The organism is Paenibacillus sp. B01 (assembly GCF_009649995.1).
GTDB lineage: Bacteria > Bacillota > Bacilli > Paenibacillales > Paenibacillaceae > Paenibacillus_O > Paenibacillus_O pasadenensis.
Window position 1 is genome coordinate 4440558 of record NZ_CP045802.1, and the last position, 16926, is coordinate 4457483.

Sequence of the window (16926 nt, forward strand, 5' to 3'; positions counted from 1 at the left end):
TTCAAGTCCTCTTTGCCAATCATTTTTCGCTTCATTAATAGCGGGGAAGTCGATACACCCGTTCGACGCCATGGCCCGGAGCGCCGTTTGACTTCCTTCAGCGCTATTGTATATACTCGTCTTGGTTGTTTTCGAAACGTTTCTACGACTTTTATCAAGCGGCTCTGCAAGAAAAGGAGGAAGCACCATGCGATCCCAATCCAAGCCGTTGCCATCCGCCAGCTGGCGGCTCGAGCGCGACGGACTTGCCTTCACCTTCCACCCGACCGGCGACCTGTACGAGGCGTCCGGCAGCGGCATGATGCTGAACCAGCTGCGCAGCCATCCGCTGGACGGCTCGCTCAACCAGCTGTACCTGCGCGTGCGCGGCCCCGAGGGCATGCGCGCCTATCCGCTGATCGGCATCCGCTCGGACAGCCGCGTCGGCCGCGGGCGCGACCGCATCGTTTGGAGCGGCGAGGCCGCCGGCGTCCGCTACGAGGCCGCTTTTCGGCTCGGCTCGGGCGGCGCCTGGTTCTGGAGCGTCCGGCTCGAGGCGGACGAGCGCGGACGCTCCGCCGACATCGTCTACGGCCAGGATATCGGCCTGGGCGCTCCGGGCGCCGTGCGCGGCAACGAAGCGTACAACGCCCATTACCTGGACCATTCCGCCTACGAGGACGAGCATCGCGGCTGGATCGTCTGCACCCGCCAGAACCAGCCGCAGGACGGGCGCTTCCCGTATGCGCAGCAAGGCTGCCTGACCGGGGCGGTCTCGTTCGCGACCGACGGCTTCGCCTTTTTCGGCCGCTCGTTCAAGGAGACGCATCAGCCGGAGGCGCTGAAGCTGGACCGGCTGCCGGGCGAGGTGCTGCAGTACGAGTTCGCCTATACGGCGCTCCAATCGCGCGAGGTCGATCCGGCGGACGGCGCGGAGATCGTATTTTACGGACTGTTCCGCGACGATCATCCCGAGGCGGTCGAACGGGCCGAGTTCGGCGAGGAGATCGAGCGGGCGTGGACGGAGCTTTGCCGAGAGGAAAATGAAGCCGTCCCGACGCAGCCGACGCCGCGCCGCGCGGACGATCTCGGCGAGCCGCTGCAGGCGCGCTCGCTGAGCGAGCAGGAAATCGCGGCGCTCTACCCCCTGCGGATCGAGGAGGAGCGGCGGGACGGGGAGCTGCATGCCTTCTTCACGCCGGAGTACGCCCACGTCGCGCTCAAGGCCAAGGAGCTGCTCCTCGAGCGGCCGCATGGCCATATTCTGCTCAGCGGAGCGCCGGATATGCCCGGAGCGGAAGTGCTGGCCACGACCGCTTATATGTACGGCATCTTCCATTCGCAGCTCGTCGTCGGCAACACCAGCTTCAACAAGCTCATCGGCCATGCCCGCAGCGCGCTGAACGCGGCGCATGCGTCGGGCCTGCGCCTGTACGCCGAGCAGGACGGCCGGTTCCGCCTGCTGGCGATGCCGAGCCTGTTCGAGATGGGCTTCAACTACGCCCGCTGGGTGTATGCGCTGGACGGCGACACCGTCACGGTGACGAGCTGGACGTCCGCGGACGCGCCCGAGGCGACGCTGGACATCGCGTCCGCCGCCGGCATTTCGCGGCGCTACCTGCTCACGGCGCAGATTACGATGGGCGAGCGGGAGCTGGAAGGCCCGTATCGGCTCGAGGCGCCGGCGGACGGCTCGCTGCGCTTCCGCGCGGCCGCCGGCTCGCCGATCGCCGGCGCCTACCCCGAGCTCGCGTACCGGCTGACGGTCGCCGGCACGGGCTTCGAGCGCTTCGACGATCGCAGGCTCGTGCCGGATCTGGAGCCCGGCGTCTCGCCGCTGCTCGTCCTGCAGACGGAAGCGTCGGCGAGCTGGAGCGTGCGGATCGAGGGCCGGCTGGACGGGCTGCCGGCCGCGGCCGCGCCGGCGCCGGAGCTCCCGCAGTCGGCGGCGGCGTACCGCGCCGGCATGGCGGAGCTCATGCGCGGCTTCCGCCTCGAGCATCCCGGCGGCGATCCGTCGGTGCGGCGGCTTGATCTGCTGTCATGGTGGTATGTCCACAACATGCGCGTGCATTTCCTCTCTCCGCACGGCCTCGAGCAGTACGGAGGCGCCGCCTGGGGCACGCGCGACGTCTGCCAGGGTCCGGCCGAGTTCTTCCTCGCGATGCAGCGCTGGGACGCGGTCCGCGGCATCCTGCGGACCGTGTACGAGCATCAATATGAGCAGAGCGGCGGCTGGCCGCAATGGTTCATGTTCGACCGCTACAGCCGCATCCAGCAGCACGAGAGCCACGGCGACATCGTCGTGTGGCCGCTCAAGCTGCTCGGCGATTATCTTTCCGCCACCGGCGATTACGGCCTGCTGGACGAGAAGCTTCCGTACACGGATGAGACGACGTTCGACTTTACGGCGGGGCGGCATCCGCTGCGGGAGCATGTCGAGCGGCAGCTCGCCCATATCCGCGACCGCTTCCTGCCCGGCACGATGCTGTCCGCCTACGGCGACGGCGACTGGGACGACACGCTGCAGCCGGCGCGTCCAGAGCTGCGCGCCTCGATGGCGAGCAGCTGGACGGTGGCGCTGACCTATCAGGCGATGCGGACGCTCGGCCGGGCGCTCGCCTCCGCGCCCGGGCACGCCTCCTGGTCGGAGGAGCTGCTCGCCCTGGCGGACGGCATCCGCCGCGACTTCGCCGCCTATATGGATCCGGACGGCGTCATTCCCGGCTTCCTCGATCTCGCCGACCCGGCCCGTCCGGCCAAGCTGCTCCATCCGGACGACGTCCGCACCGGCATCCGCTACCGCCTGCTGCCGATGACGCGCAGCATGATCGCGGAGCTGCTCACGCCCGAGCAGGCGGAGGCGCATCGGGAGCTCATCCGGCGCGAGCTCCGCTTCCCGGACGGCGTCCGCCTCATGAACCGTCCGGCCGCTTACGAGGGCGGAGTGAGCGTGCGCTTCAAGCGAGCCGAGCAGGCGGCCAACTTCGGCCGCGAGATTGGGCTGCAGTACGTGCATGCGCATATCCGCTACATCGAGGCGATGGCCAAGCTCGGCCAAAGCGAGGAAGCGTGGCATGCGCTGCAGGTCATCAGTCCGGTCGGCATCGAGGAGGCGGTCCCGAACGCCGCTCCGCGCCAGAGCAACGCTTATTTCAGCAGCTCGGACGGCGCCTTCGCCAATCGCCGCGAGGCGGCGGCGCGGTTCGAGGAGCTGCGCAGCGGCGCGGCGCCCGTCAAGGGCGGCTGGCGCATCTACTCGAGCGGTCCAGGCATCTATCTCAACCAGCTCGTGTCCAGCGTGCTCGGCATCCGCGCGGCCGCCGGCCGGATCGTGCTCGACCCGGCGCTGCCCGCATCGCTCGACGGCCTCTCCGTCCGCTTCGAGCTCGCCGGCAGGCCGGTCCGCATCGTGTACCGCCTGAGCGGATCGCCGGTGTCGCGCATTTCCGTCAACGGCCGCGAGGCCGCCTTCGCCCGCCTGCCCCATCCGTACCGGAGCGGAGGCGCGGAGCTGTCTCTGGACGAGCTGGAGCCGCTCTGGAACGATGAATCCGGGGCGCTGCAGGACATTCTCGTCGAGGCTTGAGCTTCCGCTGCCGCAGCCGCACGAGAACAGCGATGGAAAGTTGTGGTATAGTGAACAAAAAGCCGTCCACGGGAGGTATCGCGGTGGTCAGCATCAAGGATATTGCCCGCAAGGCCGGCGTGTCGATCTCGACCGTCTCCTATGCGCTGAACGGCAATCCCAAGGTAACCCCTGAAACGAGCGCTCGAATACGGGCGATCGCCAAGGAAATGAACTACATTCCCAATGGGGCGGCCCGCCAGCTCAAGAAGCGGGAGTCCCGGATCATCGGCGCGTTCCTGACCGATTTCACCGGCGCTTTCTACGGCGATCTGCTGCAAGGAATGAAGGAAGTGCTCAACCGCAAAGGCTACGACCTGATCGTCTGCAGCGGACTGCAGTCGCATCGGCTGCTGCCCGAGCGGATGATCGATGGCGCGATCATCCTTGACTCGGCCTTTTCGGACGAGGAGCTGCTCGACTACGCCGACCGGGGCCACCGGCTCGTCGTGCTCGACCGCGAGCTGAACCATCCCGCCGTCAATCAGGTGCTGCTCGACAACAAGGCCGGCGCCAATCTGGCGATGGACTATCTGATCGAGACCGGCCATCGCCGCCTCTACATCGTCGCCGGCCCGTCCGACAGCTTCGACGCGCGCCAGCGGATGGGCGCCGTGCGGCAGACGCTGGACCGGCATCCGGAGCTCGAAGCGACCGTGCTCGAGGGCGACTTCAATCAGGGCTCCGGCGAAGCGGCCGGCCGGCTCATCCTGGAGCAGTGGCAAGGACCGGCCGGCGTCTTCTGCCTCAACGACGAGATGGCGATCGGCCTGTTCAACGCGGTCTCCGCGTCGGACTCCGGCATCCGCGTCGGCGAGGAGCTGTCGCTCGTCGGCTTCGACAACATCGCCCTCACCCGCTACATCCAGCCTCGCCTGGCGACGATCGAGTATTCCAAGTACCGCTGGGGCGCGATGGCGTCCGAGCAGCTGCTGCGGATGATCGCCGGCGAGGAGGTCGAGCATGAGCGGATCTACGTCTCGCTCGTCGAGAGCGGATCAGTGAAGGACCGGCGCTGAGCCGAGGCTCTGCCGCTCCCTTTCCTCGCCCCCCATCCCTCGGGCAAGCGCGGACGTCTCCTCCCGCACTGTCCCCAAAGCGGCTTTCCCGCGGCCTCGCGCCGCGCGGAAAGCCGCTTTTTGCGATGCCGCCGCTCCCGCTTCGCCAATAATGGATAGCCGCCCCTCAACTGGAACATCCTAGTTTAAGGCATCTATTCTGGAAAGGAAATCAGGTGAGAGGATGACGAAACAGTCGACCGCCGAGTCCGCGGACTCGCTCAGCCGCTCGCTGGAGGTCAATGACAGCCGGCTCCGCGACCGCTTCGGCATCAGCCCCGACTTGCTCGCGCGCGAGTTCCAGGCGGAGCTGGACGGCGGGGAGATCTTGCGCGGAACGGCGTGGGCGATCGACGGCATCTCGAACTCCGCTCCGCTGCTGCAGGCTCTGTTCGCCCCGGATGTACGAAGAAGCCTCATCTGCGGCAGCGCCGAGGAATGGCTCGACCTATGCCGCGCCCGCATCCTGCCGGAGGGAGAGATCCATGTCCTGGGCACGCTGGCGGAGGTTTGCTCGATGCTGCTCGACGGCCATACCGTCCTGTTCGCGGACGGCAGCCCGCACGCGCTTGCCGTCGCGACCAAGGATGTGAAGGCCCGCTCGATCGAGGAGCCGAACGTCCAATCGGTCGTGCGCGGCCCCCGCGAGGGCTTCACCGAGGTGCTCGCCTGGAACATCGCCATGCTGAGGAGGAAGATCGCCAGTCCCGACCTCCGGTTCGAGCCGACGACGCTCGGGACGGTGACGAATACCGCGGTCGCGATCGTATACATCCGCGACATCGTCTCGCCGGAGGTGCTTCAAGAGGTCAAGGACCGGATGGCGACGATCGACATGGACAGCATCCTCGAGAGCAACTACATCGAGGAGTACATCCAGGATCGGATCTACACGCCGTTTCCGACCGTGTTCAACTCGGAGCGGCCGGATGTCGTCGCCGCCGGCCTGCTCGAAGGCAGGGTCGCCATCATGGTCGACGGCACGCCGTTCGCGCTGCTCGTCCCGGCCCTGTTCACCCAGTTTTTCCAGTCGAGCGAAGACTACTACCAGCGAGCCGACTTCAGCACGCTGATCCGGCTGCTGCGGTTCCTCTCCTTCCTGCTCGCGACGCTCACTCCGTCGTTCTACATCGCCATCACGACGTTCCATCAGGAGATGCTGCCGACGACGCTGCTCTACAACCTGGCGAGCCAGCGCGAGGGCGTGCCGTTTCCCGCGTTCATCGAGGCGCTGCTCATGGAAGTGACGTTCGAGATTCTGCGCGAGGCGAGCGTCCGCATGCCCAAGACGATCGGCCAGTCGATCTCGATCGTCGGCACGCTCGTCGTCGGCCAGGCGGCGGTGGACGCCGGGCTCGTGAGCGCGGCCATGGTCATCGTCGTCTCCATCACGGCCATCGCCAACTTCGTCCTGCCCGCGTTCAACATGGGCATCGCCGCGAGGATCATCCGCTTCGGCCTCATGACGCTCGCCGCCTCGTTCGGCTTGTACGGCGTGTTCATCGGGATCATCGCGCTCGTGCTGCATCTGTGCAGCCTCCATTCCTTCAGCGTTCCGTATATGGCGCCGCTCGCTCCGTACCAGCGGGACGATCAGAAGGATACGCTGTTCCGCCTGCCGATTCCCTGGATGAAGAACCGGCCGATCAGCCTCAAGCCGCAGAAGCTGCGGAGGCAGCCATGAACCGCTTCGGGCTGGCGTCCAGGCTGCTCGCGCTGCTGCTGATCGCCGCGCTGGCCGCCCCGCTCTCCGGCTGCTGGAGCCGCAACGAGCTCAACGGCATCAACATCGTCGTCGGCATGGGCGTGGACAAGGCAAAGGATGACGGGTACATCGTGTCGGTCCAGATCGTCAATCCGAGCCAGGTGACGACGAAAAAAACGTCCACCAGCTCCTTCAGTCCCGTCGTCACCTTCCGCTCCTACGGGAAGACGCTGCCCGACGCTCTGGCGCGCCTGACGCTCAAGGCGGCCCGCGAGCTCTATCTCGCCCATTTGCGCATCCTCGTCATCGGCGAGGAGATCGCGCGCAGCGGCCTGAGCAAGCCGCTCGACTTCATCGCCCGCAACCACGAGCTGCGGACGGACTTTTATCTCGTCGTCGCCAAAAAGGCGTCCGCCTCGGATATTCTCGACATGTACAGCCCGATCGATCCGATCCCGGCGAACAGCCTGTACACGAAGCTGGACACGTCGGACGATATCTGGTCGGCGACCGGTAAGGTGACACTCGACCGCCTCATCCGGGATCTAGCGACCGAAGGCAAGGGACCCGCGCTCACGTCCATCGAGTTGCTCGGCAACCGCCACAGCGGCGAGGAGATGAAAAGCGCCCAGAACATCGAGCCGCAGACGCTGCTCCGATACGACGGCATGGCGGCGTTCCGCAACGATCGCATGGTCGGCTGGCTCAACGAGAATGACGTCCGCGCGCTCAACCTGCTGCAGAACGAGACGCATCATACCTTCCTCACCGTCGAGTGCCCGAACGAGGAAGGGCTCGTGACGCTGGAGCTGAATCAGGCGCATGCGCGCATCACCGCGCATCGTCCGGATGCGTTCGAGGTCGAGCTGCGCTCGCAGCAGGACATCGCCGACATCGGCTGCAAGATGGACGTGATCGATCCGGCCAATCAGGAGAAGCTGGAGCAACTGGTCGACGCCAAGCTCGTCGATCTGCTTCAGCGGAGCATCCGCAAATCGCAGAAGGAGCTGAAGGTCGACGTGTTCGGCTTCGGAAGCGCGCTTCATCGCCAGCATCCCGGCCTGTGGCGGCGCATCGAGGACTGGGATTCCATCTACGACCGGGCCAAGATCGACATCCGCTCAAAAACGACGATTCGCCGGATCGGCACGACCTTCAAGTCCATGAAGGACGAATCGCGACCTTAGGAGGAAAAGCCATGTGGCTCTGGATCGGACTGTGCGCCGGCTTGCTCGGCGCGCTGCTCCTCGATTGGCCCCGCCTGCGCCGCAAAGGAGCGGCGAAGGAACGTCTCGCCGCCGCTGCGGCTTGGGCGGCGGCGGCGATCGGAGCGACGCTGTACGGGACTCTCCCCGAGCCGCCCAATCCGCTGCAATGGATCGCCGTGGCGCTGCACGGGTACGTCGACGTCTTTAATTCGCTCTTTTCCTAACGAAGGAGGCTGGCATCATGAATGAGGAACGGAACACCTCGATCTCCGCGCGCGGGTTCGCCGTGCTGACGGTTTATTTCATGATCGGCACCTCCATCCTGATCGCCCCTGCCGGGCTTGCCCTCGCGGCCAAGCAGGATGCATGGATGGCCGCCCTGTTCGGGGTCGGCCTGAATATCGCGCTCGTCGCGCTCTATGCCGCCCTCGGCAAGCTGCGCCAGCACGAGTCGCTCGTGCAGATGTGCGTCAGCGCGCTCGGCCGCTGGGCAGGAGGGCTGCTCGGGCTCGCCTTCGTCGCCTTCTTCTATCTGCTCGCCTCGCTCATGATCGGAGATCTCGGCTATTTCCTGACGACGCAGAACTTGCCGGAGACTCCGATCGAGGTGCTGCAGCTGCTGTTCGTCCTGCTCGCCGTCTACGCCGTCCGTCTCGGCAAGTCGGCCTATTCGCGGGCGGCGGAGCTGTTCTTTCCGTTTCTGCTGCTGCTGTTCACGCTGCTCGTGCTGACGACGCTTCCGCGGATCGATCCCCGGAATTTCGAGCCGCTGCTGGAGTTCGGCTTGCGGCCGATCGTCAAGGGCGGCATCAATCTGTTCGCGCTGCAGGAGATGATCGTGCTGCTCATGCTCTATCCGTACGTGCGCCGAGCGGCCGGCAGGTCCGGCGCGATGATCGGAGGCACGGTGCTCGGCGGGATCGTGCTCGTCGTCACGACTGCCGCCAGCATCGGCGTGCTGTGCGCCGGCGTGACGGCCAATCAGCTGTTCCCGGCCTATGCGCTCGCCAAGAACATCAGCATCGGGCATTTCCTGGAGCGGATCGAAGGCATGATCATCTTCATCTGGGTGCTGTCCATCCTGATCAAGATCGTCATCACGTTCGACGCCACCCTCATCGGACTCGGCCAGCTGTTCGGCCTGCGCTCCACGCTGGCGCTGACGCTGCCGCTCGGCGTCGGCATGGTTGTCGTCGCCCAGCTGTGCTACCCCAATACGGTGTTCGTCCAGGACTTCCTCTCCAAGAACTGGACGCCGTTCGCTTCGATCTTCCTCGTGTTCGCGCCGCTGCTCCTCTACGCCGTCCACCTCATCCGCGCGCGCGCCAAAAAGCAGCCGGCCCCGTCCTCATGACGGAGCCGGCTGCTTTTTTTTGCCCGATGTCATTCCTCCGCCGGACTGACGTCGACATGGACCTCGAGCGTCTGGACGCCGCTGCCGAGATAGACGCCTTTGAACGGGACGATGTCGCGATAGTCGAGTCCATGCCCGAGCTTGACATAGCGCTCGCCGACGAGCGACGCATTGGTCGGATCGTAGCCTCTCCAGCCCGCGCCGGGCACGTAGGCCTCCACCCAAGCGTGGGACGCCTGCTCGAAGTCGGCGTTGCCGCCGCTCAGGTCGCCGACGAAATGGTACCCGCTCACATACCGGGCCGGAACGCCTTGGCAGCGGCAGCAGGCGATCATCAGATGGGCGAAATCCTGGCAGACGCCGCGCCGCGTCTGCAGCAGATCGGACGCCTTGGTCTGCACCGTCGTCGCCAGCGGATCGTAGATGAATTCGTCGCGGATCCGGCCGCAGAGCCGCTCCAGCCACGAGCCGACGCCCCGCTCGTCCGGCGGATGGCCGTCCGTGTAGGAGCGGATGCCCGCAGTCTGCTCCGTATAGCCGGTCGGCAGCAAATATTCCGCGAAGCGGTCGAGCGCCTCGTCCCCGCCGAGCCAGCTCCATGCCGCATCTGCTTCGGCCTCCGCCCGTCCTGCGGCCCCGCCCGGCTCTTTTGTCGTCACGATGGAGTGCGTCCGCACCGTCAGCGAGCGATGGGCGGCGTTGACCGTGAAGGCATGCACCTTGTTGCCGAACGCATCCTCGTAAGCGAGCAGCGGCGCGTTCGGCTCGACGGAGATGCTGTGCTGATAGCAGGACTGATGCTTATTGGTCACCGGCGTGAGCCGGATTTCGTTGACGCTGTCCCGGACCGGGTCGGAGTACCGGTACGTGGTGACATGCGAGATGCGCAGCTTCATGCGGTAGCCTCCCCGAGGCGAAAGAACGCCGCCTCCATCGCCGCCCCCAGCTGCCTCGACTGCTCCAGCAGATGCGCGACGATCCGGCCGTCTCGATCGAGCAGCAGGTCGTCGCGCTCGAGGCAGGCCAGATCGGCCAGCACCCGCGCCGAGCTGCGCAGCAGCTTGTCGCGGCGGGCGCGCATCGCCGGCTCCTGCGCCTCCAGCAGGCTCAGATGCGTGTCCATCTTGCGGAGGGAATACTGCACGCTGCGCGGGAAGGCCGCGTTGAGCAGCACGAACTCCATGATCGCATCCACGCCGAGCCCGTCCGCATGATAGCGGCGGAACGAGTCGTAGCCGCTGATCGAGCGCAGCACCGCCTGCAGGTACGGATATGCCTCCGGCTCGTGCCAGCCTCCGCCCGGCACCCATCCGCGCACCGCCTGCAGGATGCGCAGCGTGTTCTCCATCCGCTCCAGATAGCGGCCGCATTCCAGGAAGCGCCATTCGTTCTCGCGCGGCATGACGGATTGGCTATAGCCTTGGAACAGGCTCGCCCAGTCCTTCATTTGGCGGAAGAAAGCATGCGGCGCCTCCTTGCGCCAGCCGTCCTCCTGCCGCTCCCTCAGCCACAGGTACATGCCGTTGAGCGCATCCCACAGCTCCCCCGGCAGCTTTTCCCGCAGCGTCCGCAAATTCGCGCGCGCGGCGCTTACGCAGCTGAGCATCGAGTTCGGGTTGGCGCGGTCCATCGTGACGTACTGGAGCACGTCATCCTCGTAATAGCCGTCGTACGCGCTCTCGAACTCCTTGCGGTCGCCGATGGCGCCGACGACGAGCGCCCACTTGCCCGCGTTGTCCACCTCCGATCTCAGGCGGTCGTCGACCGCCTCGCGCGGCTGCAGCTGCTGCAGATGATAGAGCACGTCCACGAAGCGCGCATGGTTTTCCGTCCGCTCCATATACCGTCCGATCCAGCATAGTGCCTCTGCGTTCCGGTTCAGCATCCGCATTCCTCCTCGTCCCGATCCTGGTCTTGACTCTGCGCCTCGCACCGGCTCTGATCGCCGCGCGGGCCTGGACGTCCGCGCCTCGGCACCCATGTGTCCTTCACGCCGCCGCCCTGCGAGGAATTCACCACGAGCGAGCCTTCCTGCAAGGCGACCCGGGTCAGCCCGCCGGGGACGACATGCGGCTCTCCGCCGCTGCCGCTGAGCACGAAGCCCCGCAGGTCGATGTGGCGAGGCATCATGCCGCCCGCCCCCATGACCGGCGCGGTCGACAGCTTCATCGTGCGCTGAGCGATATAGCGGCCCGGCTGCTCCCGGATCCGCTCGCGGAACGCCGCCAGCTCCTGCGCCGACGCCTGCGGTCCGATCAGCATGCCGTAGCCGCCCGACAGCGACGTCTCCTTGACGACCAGCTCCTCCAGGCGATCCAGCACATATTCGCGCTCCTCCTTGCGGGACAGGATGTAGGTCGGCACGTTCGACAGGATCGGCTCCTCGCCCAGATAATAGCGGATCAGGTCCGGCACATAGGCATAGACCGCCTTGTCGTCGGCGACGCCGGTGCCGGGAGCGTTGGCGATCGCCACGTTGCCGGCCCGATAGGCGTTCATCAGGCCGGCGACGCCGAGCATCGAGTCGGGCTGGAAGGAAAGCGGATCGAGAAATTCGTCGTCGATGCGACGATAGATGACATCGACCTGACGCAATCCTCGCAGATCACGCAAGTAGATCTTGTGGTCCTTGCAGACGAGGTCCCTTCCCTCGACGAGATGGATGCCGAGCTGCTGCGCGAGGAAGGCATGCTCGTAATAGGCCGAATTGTACGGGCCGGGAGTGAGCAGCACGATGAAAGGGTCTTTTTTGCCCGAGGGGGCGAGCGAGCGGAGGCTGGTCAAAAACACGTTCAGGCTGCGCTCGGTATCCTCGATCGCGCTCGGCAGGTACAGGTCGGGAAACAGCTCGCTCATGAGGCTGCGCCCCTTGAACAAATAGGAGAAGCCCGACGGACTGCGCAGATTGTCCTCCAGCACGTAATAGCCCGTCTCGTCGCGGATCAGGTCGATGCCGGCCGCCGTGACGTAGACGTCTCCCGGAACGTCCAGTCCGGCCATTTCCGGCCGGTAGTAGGTGTTGCCGACGATCATGCGGCGCGGGATGACTCCGTCGCGCACGCAGCGCTGGCCGTGATAAAGGTCGCGGATGAAGCGGTTCAGCGCGACGGTCCGCTGGCGCAGCCCGGCCTCGAGCAGGCTCCATTCGGCGGCAGGTATGATCCGCGGGACGCAGTCGAAAGGAATCGTGCGCTCCAGCGGGTCCGGAGCTCCCGGCGCATGGAGCGTGAAGGTGATGCCTTCCTCCAGCATGCGGCTGCCGAAAGCCTGCCGGCGCCTCGCCAGCTCGGACGGCCCCATCGCGGCGAAGCTCCGATGCACCTGCTCGTAGTGGAGCCGCACGCGGCCTCGCTCGTCATACATCTCGTCGTAGAAGGAACGGGAATCATAGGCTGGAACACGGGTCGGTTCTGCGGTAGACATGGCTGACGGCCTCCCTCCGGGTCAACCTGCAGCGGGAAACGCTCGAGGTGCCCTCCATGATGGATCGAAGCGCTTGGGTATTTTTACCCAATCATACAAGGATCTATCAATTTATGTCAATATAGTTGACATTATTGGGGCGCAAAAAAGCCCCCTATACAGGGGCTTACTGAATTCGTCTATTTGTCCATGCACGACGCTTGGATGGAAAAGCTCGCCTCCAGAACGGAGGTGACGCCTATGTCATTTTCGCTACAGGAAGTGATGATGCTCGGGATGTTCCTGCTAGCATTGCTCGCTTACTTGAAACGAAAATAACCCGTCCAAGTAGCCATCGAGGAACGGGTTATTTTCGGATTCCACGTTTTACAATCCGGAGGTTTCCTCCAAGTTTTTCGCCCTTACCGGTTCAGCAGGCTGCCGACATACCGCAGCAGCTCGTTGGCGCTGGCAGGCGTGTAGCCGTGCTCGTCGACGAGGCGCTTGGTCACCTCGTTCATGCGCTTGAGCTGGTTCTCGTCCGGCGTTTTGGTCGACGTCGTGATCTTGACGATGTCCTTGAGGTCGGCGAACAGCTTTTTCTCCACCGCCTCGCGCAGCCGCTCGTGGCTCGTGTAGTCGAACTTGCGCCCCTTGCGGGAGTAGGACGAGATGCGGATAAGGATCTCCTCGCGGAAAGCCTTCTTCGCGTTTTCCGAGACGCCGATCTGCTCCTCGATGGAGCGCATGAGCCGCTCGTCGGGATCGAGCGCCTCGCCGGTAAGCGGGTCCTTGATCTTGGACCAGTTGCAGTACGCTTCGATGTTGTCGAGATAGTTCTCGAACAGCGTGCGCGCCGACTCCTCGAACGAGTAGACGAACGCCTTCTGGACCTCGTTCTTGGCCAGCTGGTCGTATTCCTTGCGCGCCGCCGAAATGAAGTTTAAGTAACGCTCGCGCTCCTCCTTCGTGATCGAAGGATGCTGGTCGAGCCCGTCCTTGAGCGCCCGCAGCACGTCGAGCGCATTGATATGGTCCATCTCGCCCTTGATGAGGGCGCTGGAGATGCGGTTGATGACATAGCGGGGATCGATGCCCGACATGCCTTCTTCCAGGAATTCGTTCTGCATTTCCTTGAGGTCGGCGTCCTTGTAGCCTTCGACTTCCTCGCCGTCGTACATGCGCATCTTCTTGACGAGGTCCATGCCCTGCTTCTTGGACTCCTTGAGCCGCGTCAGGATCGAGAAGATGGCCGCCGTGCGCAGCGCATGCGGCGCGATGTGCACATGGCGCAGGTCGCTCTGGGCGATCAGCTTGCTGTAGATCTTCTCTTCCTCCGACACCCGCAGGTTGTACGGGATCGGCATGACGATCATCCGCGACTGCAGCGCTTCGTTCTTCTTGTTGGAGATGAACGCCTTGTACTCGGATTCGTTCGTATGGGCGACGATCAGCTCATCCGCGCTGATGAGCGCGAAGCGGCCGGCCTTGAACTGCCCTTCCTGCGTCAGCGACAGCAGATTCCAGAGGAACTTCTCGTCGCATTTGAGCATTTCCTGGAACTCCATCAGGCCGCGGTTGGCCTTGTTGAGCTCGCCGTCGAACCGATAGGCGCGCGGATCGGATTCCGAGCCGTACTCCGTGATCGTCGAGAAGTCGATGCTGCCGGTCAGGTCGGCGATGTCCTGCGACTTCGGATCCGACGGGCTGAACGTGCCGATGCCGACGCGGTTGTCCTCCGACAGGAAGACCCGCTCGATCTGCACGTTCTCGATGTCGTTCTCGAACTCGTTTTTCAGCCGCAGCTGGCAGTGCGGGCACAGGTTGCCCTCGATCCGTACGCCGAGCTCCCGCTCGAGCTCCGGCCGCAGCTCATGCGGGATGAGGTGGAGCGGATCCTCGTGCATCGGGCAGCCCTTGATCGCATACACCGCCCCTTGGTCCGTGCGCGAGAATTTCTCCAGCCCTTTCTTGAGCATCGTGACGATCGTCGACTTGCCGCCGCTGACCGGACCCATGAGCAGAAGGATCCGCTTGCGCACGTCCAGCCGCCGCGCCGCCGAGTGGAAATATTCCTCCATCAGCTTCTCGACCGCCCGGTCGAGGCCGAAAATCTCCTGCTCGAAGAACTTGTAGCTCTTCTGTCCGTTCTTCTCGTTGATGCCATGCGACTTGATCATCTCGTACACCCGCGCATGCGCCGTCATCGCCGGCGCCGGATCGTTCCGCAGCAGCTCGATGTACTCCTTGAACGTCCCCGTCCAGGCGAGCCGCTCGCCCTCCGACTTGTATTCCGCGATCCGTTTGAAAATATCCATGCTGCGCCTCCTCCCATTCCTTCCGCGTCAAGACCCTCGCCGTCCGCTCCGCCCAGGCTGTATCTCTGCTTCCCACTCCTGAATAGCATCGTATTCGAAGTATTAAAGCCTATGCGGAGGGGAGCGATAACTTGACCGGAAATTTGGAGTCGGACAAGATTTGCCAGACCTTCGGCGATCTCCTATAATGAACGGAATGAGAACGCCTGTGCCGGTGGCGCGGCGGGCGGCGGGGAGGCCGAGAGGGCATGGCGGTGAAGGAGGAAGCGGAGCTGTACGGGCCGGTGAAGGCCTATCTGGAGGCGCGGGGCTATGAGGTGAAGGGCGAGGTGCTGAGCTGCGATCTGGTGGCGGTCCGGCCGGACGGCGATACGCTGATCGTCGAGATGAAAAAGACGTTCACGCTCACGCTGCTGCTGCAGGGCGTCCAGCGGCTGCGGATCGCGGACAAGGTGATGCTCGCGGTCGAGCGCAACCGCTCCCGCAAAGGGGCGGTCAACCAGCGCTTCGGCGAGCTGGCGGAGCTGTGCCGCATGCTCGGGCTCGGCCTGATGACGGTTACGTTCTACAAGACCAAATCTCCCGTCCTGGAGCTGCTCTGCGAGCCCGGCGACGCGCCGCTGCGCGGACGGCGCCCGTCCCGCGAGCGGCGGCTGCTGCAGGAGTTCCGCGAGCGCAGCGGCGACTACAACGTCGGCGGCAGCGGGCGCGTCCGGGGCAGCCGGCTCATGACCGCCTACCGCGAAAAAGCGCTCCGCCTCGCCTGGGCTCTCCAGGCGCACGGAGCGCTGTCGCCGGCGAGCGCGCGCGAGCTGACCGGCGTCGCCAAGTCGGGCGAGTTCCTGCGCGCCAACTACTACGGCTGGTTCGCCAAGGTCGAGCGCGGCGTCTACCGGCTGCTGCCGGCCGGCGAAGCCGCTCTCGCGGAGCATGCCGCCGTCATCGACGGCTGGCTGCTGCAGCAGGGCGCGGCCGCGCGAGAGGCGGAGCGGGACTGAGAGCCGGGAGCGGCTCTCCCTCCGACGAGGCTCGAATCTGCCTCGGCCCGGACCGCCCGCCTCGAGAGGCGGAGCGCCTTCCCCGCTCGGCGGCGGATACGGCCGCGCTCCCCGGCTTCTTCAGCTGCGCGCGGTGAACTCGCGCATCGCCTCCGCGAGTCCGCTCAGCGCCATCGCCAGCTGCGCTCCGCTCGCGGCTCCGGCGGCCAGCCTCGCGGCGCCTGAACCCGGCGCTGCGCCGAGGCCGGCGCCGGCAACCCCGATGCACAGCCCGCGCAGCCGGGCCGCGCGCTGCAGAGCGCGCGCGTCCAGCCCCTCGGGCAGCAGCAGCTCCATCGCTGCGCCGCGCGGATCGCGCCGCCAGCGCAGCCCGGCCGGCATGGAGGCGGCGTCCAGCGCCTCCTCCAGCTCCTGCAGCGCCGCTTCGCATGCCGCTGCCGCCGCGGCGCGGCGCGGCTCCAGCTCGCCCAGGCCGAGCAGCTCCTCCATGACGAGCAGCTCCCAGCCGCTCGCCGCGCCGGAGCGCCGCTGCTCCTCGCGCACCCGCCGCAGCAGCTCCGGCGGCCCGCTCGCCCAGGCTGCGCCCAGGCCAGGCACGCCGCTCGCGAGCGAGCCGACGGCGAGCAGCCGCCTGGCCGCATGCCCGCCAGGCGCGCCTCGCTTCGCCGGCGGCGTTGCTCCTGCGCCTTCGCCCGCTGCTGCACGCCCCCCTGCATCCGCTCCTGCGCCTCCGCCCGCTGCTGCACGCCCCCCTGCATCCGCTCCTGCGCCTTCGCCCGCTCCTGCTCCCGATACCGGACGCCACGACCAGGCACTGTCCGGCCTCAGCTCGACCTGCCAAGCATTCGGCTCCTCATCCGCGTCGTCCAGCGAGGCGCCGCTTCGTCCCGGACTTTGCCGCTCCTCGCCCGCTTGCCCGCGCGCTCGCTTCCCATCGCTCCGCTCCGGCTGCTCGCGCAGATGTCCTGCGCCTTGCCGCTGCGGCACCGGGCCGAGCCTGCCTCCTGTCGCAGCGAGCGCGCGCCGGACCAGCTCCAGCGCCGCCTCCGCGCTCGCCGCGACGACGATGCCCTCGCCCGGCCGCGCCGTCTCCTCCGCGCCGAGCGCGCGCTGCAGCAGCGCGGCCAGCCGCTGGCCGGCATCCTCGCCTATGGACGACTTCCCTTTCGCCAGCGCCCGCCGAACCGCCTCGAGCACCTCGCTGTCGGCGTACAGCCGCAGCGCTTCTCCCGGACGGTCCAGCGCTATGCAGCCGAAGCTTCTCTCCATCGCCATG

At 65.9% G+C, this 16926-nt stretch carries 12 protein-coding genes; 7 read left to right on the forward strand and 5 right to left on the reverse strand.

Features of this window, described 5'->3' with window-relative positions:
- Positions 1–187: 187 nt before the first annotated feature.
- The 6 genes from GE073_RS19020 to GE073_RS19045 all read left to right on the forward strand — a co-directional run bounded on the left by GE073_RS19020 (position 188) and on the right by GE073_RS19045 (position 8932).
- Positions 188–3568: a GH36-type glycosyl hydrolase domain-containing protein gene (locus tag GE073_RS19020; protein WP_153784111.1), complete on the forward strand. Its 3381-nt coding sequence runs from the start codon at positions 188–190 to the stop codon at positions 3566–3568.
- An 83-nt stretch (positions 3569–3651) separates the two neighbouring features.
- Positions 3652–4626 carry a LacI family DNA-binding transcriptional regulator gene (locus GE073_RS19025; RefSeq protein ID WP_028599218.1) on the forward strand — a complete coding sequence of 325 codons (975 nt, stop codon included), beginning with the start codon at positions 3652–3654 and terminating at the stop codon, positions 4624–4626.
- 223 nt (positions 4627–4849) lie between these two features.
- Entirely contained in the window at positions 4850–6349 is a 1500-nt protein-coding gene (locus GE073_RS19030; RefSeq protein WP_153784112.1) for a spore germination protein, read from the forward strand.
- Positions 6346–7557, forward strand: coding sequence for a Ger(x)C family spore germination protein (locus GE073_RS19035; protein ID WP_153784113.1), 1212 nt, complete (start codon positions 6346–6348; stop codon positions 7555–7557). The genes GE073_RS19030 and GE073_RS19035 overlap by 4 nt, the downstream gene beginning before the upstream one ends.
- Before the next feature lie 11 nt (positions 7558–7568).
- Positions 7569–7802 (forward strand): hypothetical protein, encoded by a 234-nt coding sequence (locus GE073_RS19040; protein WP_028599221.1) that lies wholly within the window; start codon positions 7569–7571, stop codon positions 7800–7802.
- A 17-nt stretch (positions 7803–7819) separates the two neighbouring features.
- Positions 7820–8932 (forward strand): GerAB/ArcD/ProY family transporter, encoded by a 1113-nt coding sequence (locus GE073_RS19045; protein WP_153784114.1) that lies wholly within the window; start codon positions 7820–7822, stop codon positions 8930–8932.
- Positions 8933–8961: 29 nt separating this feature from the next.
- On the opposite strand, the gene GE073_RS19050 is transcribed toward GE073_RS19045, so the two are convergent.
- The 4 genes from GE073_RS19050 to GE073_RS19065 form a co-directional block, all read right to left on the reverse strand.
- A complete protein-coding gene (locus GE073_RS19050; protein WP_028599222.1) occupies positions 8962–9828 on the reverse strand; it encodes a transglutaminase family protein in 867 nt (288 codons plus the stop codon).
- Positions 9825–10817, reverse strand: coding sequence for an alpha-E domain-containing protein (locus tag GE073_RS19055; RefSeq protein ID WP_153784115.1), 993 nt, complete (start codon positions 10815–10817; stop codon positions 9825–9827). The genes GE073_RS19050 and GE073_RS19055 overlap by 4 nt, the downstream gene beginning before the upstream one ends.
- Positions 10811–12355 (reverse strand): circularly permuted type 2 ATP-grasp protein, encoded by a 1545-nt coding sequence (locus GE073_RS19060; RefSeq protein WP_153784116.1) that lies wholly within the window; start codon positions 12353–12355, stop codon positions 10811–10813. The genes GE073_RS19055 and GE073_RS19060 overlap by 7 nt, the downstream gene beginning before the upstream one ends.
- 401 nt (positions 12356–12756) lie before the next feature.
- Positions 12757–14652 carry a PrkA family serine protein kinase gene (locus GE073_RS19065; protein WP_101808020.1) on the reverse strand — a complete coding sequence of 632 codons (1896 nt, stop codon included), beginning with the start codon at positions 14650–14652 and terminating at the stop codon, positions 12757–12759.
- Positions 14653–14900: 248 nt separating this feature from the next.
- Between GE073_RS19065 and GE073_RS19070 the strand changes: the two genes are divergently transcribed.
- Positions 14901–15650, forward strand: coding sequence for a DUF2161 family putative PD-(D/E)XK-type phosphodiesterase (locus GE073_RS19070; RefSeq protein WP_153784117.1), 750 nt, complete (start codon positions 14901–14903; stop codon positions 15648–15650).
- A gap of 120 nt (positions 15651–15770) precedes the next feature.
- Here the strand turns inward: GE073_RS19070 and GE073_RS25125 are convergent, their stop codons facing one another.
- Positions 15771–16925 carry a hypothetical protein gene (locus GE073_RS25125; protein WP_194843409.1) on the reverse strand — a complete coding sequence of 385 codons (1155 nt, stop codon included), beginning with the start codon at positions 16923–16925 and terminating at the stop codon, positions 15771–15773.
- Between the last annotated feature and the right edge of the window lies 1 nt (position 16926).